The sequence below is a fragment of the Microcystis sp. M53602_WE12 genome (assembly GCF_030065455.1).
Lineage (GTDB): Bacteria > Cyanobacteriota > Cyanobacteriia > Cyanobacteriales > Microcystaceae > Microcystis > Microcystis aeruginosa.
In genome coordinates, this window is the sequence record NZ_JASJFB010000049.1 from 1 (window position 1) to 3,698 (window position 3,698).

The window sequence follows — 3,698 nt, forward strand, 5'->3', positions numbered from 1 at the left end:
AATAAAGCTTTTGACCTGTTAAAGTCCGATGTGCATGCTGCGAAAATAGGATTGGGACGTTCAAAAACCTTGCATTATCCTTCTTGTAGTACATCGCTTGGTACAAAAAACAAGGGCAACAACGCCTGAAACGACCGGCTCCTGACGACCGGCTACTGACTCCTACCCCCAGGAAAAACTTTTTCAGCAGACCCTAATTAGAAAAGAATTTCCGGATTTGGCGGCCAAGTATTTCGACAATAAACCTTATTTTTGGACGGGAGGTTATTTCGTGGCTAGTTGTGGCGGCGTTACTGTCGAACAACTAAAAAAATACGTCGAGAACCAAAAAAACTCCCCGAAAGTGGAAACGCTACCGCGTTAGTTTCATTCCGGTGGCGATTTATCTCCCGTTAAACCGCGTAGCGGTTTAACGGGAGTCCTCTCGTTCCATTGAGATAGGCAGTTTAAATGCAGTAAAGCTGATATTTTCTAGCAAATCTCTTGATTGTCAGCCCTTGGCTGGCAAAAAAGCAGCGAAAAAATCACAAAAATCCGCTGAGATGTCTTCCCAAGACATCAATTAGGGTCTGCTGAAAAAGTCGTTCAGGGAATTATGTGATATTGTCTGGCAATTTTCACTGGTATCGAACGCCTCAATGGTTCTGATCGCCGCACCTTCCCCACCGGTGCGTTGCTGGGGGTGGGGCATGACGCTTAAATGCTATTTTGGTTTAGTTTGGACGCTAATAGGGCCATTAACGCTGGTTTGACAGGCTAAACGATAATTTTCGGGTTTTTTCTTCAGACAGCGCTGTTCAAAGTCGGTTTTGGCCGAGAGATTTTCCATCCCCTCGACAATTGCCACTATACAAGTACCACACTGACCGTAACCGCCACAATTCATCAATTTACCGCCAAAAGTGTAGATATCAACGCCATTCTGGATTGCTTTCTCTCGTAAATTCGCTCCATCTGCCGCTACCACGATCTTATTCTCTTTGACGAAGTTGATGTTACCCATGACTGTGTTACCCTAAATTTTTGCAAATTAATATTAAAAAATATTAAATTTTTTTGATTGTAACATTTTTGGCTCGCTGTTCTAAATATTCGGCGATGCCAATAGCGATCGCTTTTTTGCCGATAAATTTCCCCAATGCCGCTTTTGTGACCAAATAAGCCACCTGTTCCCCTTGATCGCCCTTTTCCTCACCCCTATTAGCAATGACGGCCTGATAGCCCTTTTCTAGGCGTTTACGGGCGATTTCCAGTAACTCCTCCTGACTGACTCCTTCCTGATACTTGAAAGTGACCATCTCTAAATCGGGAAATTTTTCTCTCACCTTGTCAATCACTTTTTCCGTCGGCACAAAATTAAGATTTAACTGCCCACCACTGGGAATTTTGCCGTAAAAAGGGCTTTCTAAGCGATAATCTGCCACTGCTGCCGAAAAAATTCCAAATTTATAATCTTTACTGCCTAATTCTCCCATAACCTTCCCTAGATACTCGTCATAAGTTTCAATAATTTCATGGGGTAAATAAGCGGGAGGTGTATAGCTGCCGCGTCCGTGGATTAATTGCACCTTTGCCCCGCGCAGGTACAATTCTTCTGCAATAGCGACTCCTAATTGTCCGGTAAAACGATTGGTTAAACGACGAATATTATCGATAATAACGGGTGTGGGTCCACCAGTGACTAAAATCGGCCTATTTTTCAGGACAGAATTACTGAGAATCCCACAGGCTGCCACTGTGATCTCTTTTTCCCCGGGGAGATTGTGCTTACCGTAATCATCCCGGGGTGACATAATCTGGACTCCCCAGCGATCGAGAGTTTGCAAAGATTCGGTCAGAATAGCATTATGTAAACTGCCGTGCATGGTGGGGACAAGCAGAATTTTAGTTTTTCCCTTTTCCTGTCGTCCCAAGGCCGAGGCCAAGCATGAAGTGATCACTCCGTCAGCGATTCCGTAACGAAACTTATTAATCGTGTTATAGGTAGCGGGGGCGACTAAATAAAGATCAAAGGGAGATTGATCGCTTAAATGTTCTGCTTTTGCCGTTAATTGGCTAATTACGGGATTAACCGTACTCCATTCCAAAGCTTCCTTAGTGACGTATCTTAAAGCTTCTTCTGAGACAAAAGCCACGACTGTAGCCCCGAATTTCCGCAAAGATCGGGCAATTAGCGGCGCTTTCATGGCCGCAATCCCTCCCGTCACCAGTAAAGCAATACGTTTACCCCAGAGATGATGACTTTCTAAGGGTACTTCGCGATCGCTTAAGGGCGAATCCGTCGGAGAAGAGAAATTCCAAGTCATAAATTTGGGGGTGGGGGTTTTGTCAGTGATCAGTAAACAGTAAACAGTGAACTGAAAACTCAAATCTGATCACTGATAACTGATAACTGATCACTGATTCGGTTATCCCTATTCGGGGTTTGTCTATCCCTGAGGGAGAAACTGGTTATCCTAGTAAATAAAGGGTTGCTTCGGTGTTCTTATGATTGACAAAATTTTAACTAAAGTTCGATCGCTTGCCAAGCCGCTATTAGTTCTAGGATTAGTGACAACGCTGATTTTAGGCAATGTTTCCAGTGCTTTGGCGGCATCGGGGGGTAGAATGGGGGGCGGTAGTTTTCGCGCCCCTAGTCGCAGTATTAGCCCTTCTAGAGGTGGTGGTTACAGTTCCCCCGGTTACGGTGGAGGTATTGGTTTTCCCTTCCTCTTACCCTTCTTTTGGGGTGGTGGTGGCGGTGGCTTAATTTCTCTGTTAATCTTTTTTGCTATTGCCAATTTCCTCGTTAATGCTTTCCGTAATGGTGGAGGCAGTGATGAGAATGGTATGACGATAGAATCCGGTTATGAAACCGTCTCCGTGGCTAAAGTACAGGTGGGTTTGTTGGCTAATGCCCGTTATCTGCAACAAGAATTAAATCAAATCGCCCTAACTGTGGATACTAGCACCTCCGAGGGACGCGTCGAAGTCTTACAAGAATCGGCCCTCGCCCTGTTACGTCATCCGGAATACTGGGTTTATGGTAACGTCGATTCTCAACAAACCAGCCTCAGCAGTGCAGAAGCGAAGTTTAATCAGTGGTCTCTCAACGAACGCGGTAAACTAACGGCGGAAACCTTAACTAATTACAATAATCAACTGCGTCAAGGTTCTCAAGAAAATATTTTACCCGAATCGGCTGGAGAATTAGCTAAAACCGCACCGGAAGGCTATATTTTGGTGACTATTTTAGCCGGCATTGTCGGTAAATTTTCTCTAGCCAAAATTAATGATTCCCAAGACTTGAAACAAGCCCTGCAACAAATTGGTAGTATGGGAGGCGATCGACTTTTAGCGGTAGAAGTGATTTGGACTCCTCAAAGCGAGGGTGATATTCTCAGTCAAGACGACATTCTCGCCAATTATCCCGATCTGAAATTGGTGTAATTTGTCGGGGGATAACCCTAGATAGGGTTTGCTGAAAAATTTTTTCGTGGGGGTAGGGTGTAGGGTGTGGGGTGTGGGGTGTAGGGTTTTACCGATTTTGAGGGAGTCTTCCAAAAAGTCTAAAAGTCTTACCCAACAAGGTTTTTAGATTTATTCAGCCAGCCCTAGATAGGGTCTGCTGAAAAAGTTTTTCCTGGGGGTAGGAGTCAGTAGCCGGTCGTCAGGAGTCGGTCGTTTTAGGCTTTGTTGCCCTTGTTTTTTGTACCAAG

Annotated in this window: 3 protein-coding genes and 1 pseudogene; 2 read left to right on the forward strand and 2 right to left on the reverse strand. The window is 44.8% G+C overall.

The annotated features are described in order from the left end of the window. Positions 1-175: 175 nt before the first annotated feature. Positions 176-364: pseudogene (locus PX482_RS02190) on the forward strand (IS200/IS605 family transposase); the annotation flags it as partial. Positions 365-703: 339 nt separating this feature from the next. Here the strand turns inward: PX482_RS02190 and PX482_RS02195 are convergent. Further along, entirely contained in the window at positions 704-1,003 is a 300-nt protein-coding gene (locus tag PX482_RS02195; RefSeq protein ID WP_002761301.1) for a 2Fe-2S iron-sulfur cluster-binding protein, read from the reverse strand. Between the two features lie 43 nt (positions 1,004-1,046). Continuing rightward, on the reverse strand, positions 1,047-2,306 hold the full coding sequence (locus PX482_RS02200; RefSeq protein ID WP_190720636.1) for a phosphopantothenoylcysteine decarboxylase domain-containing protein: 1,260 nt from the start codon (positions 2,304-2,306) through the stop codon (positions 1,047-1,049). Positions 2,307-2,487: 181 nt separating this feature from the next. On the opposite strand from PX482_RS02200, the gene PX482_RS02205 reads away from it, so the two are divergent. After that, complete coding sequence (locus tag PX482_RS02205; RefSeq protein WP_004162654.1) at positions 2,488-3,429, forward strand: DUF1517 domain-containing protein; 942 nt, start codon at positions 2,488-2,490, stop codon at positions 3,427-3,429. Positions 3,430-3,698 lie beyond the last annotated feature (269 nt).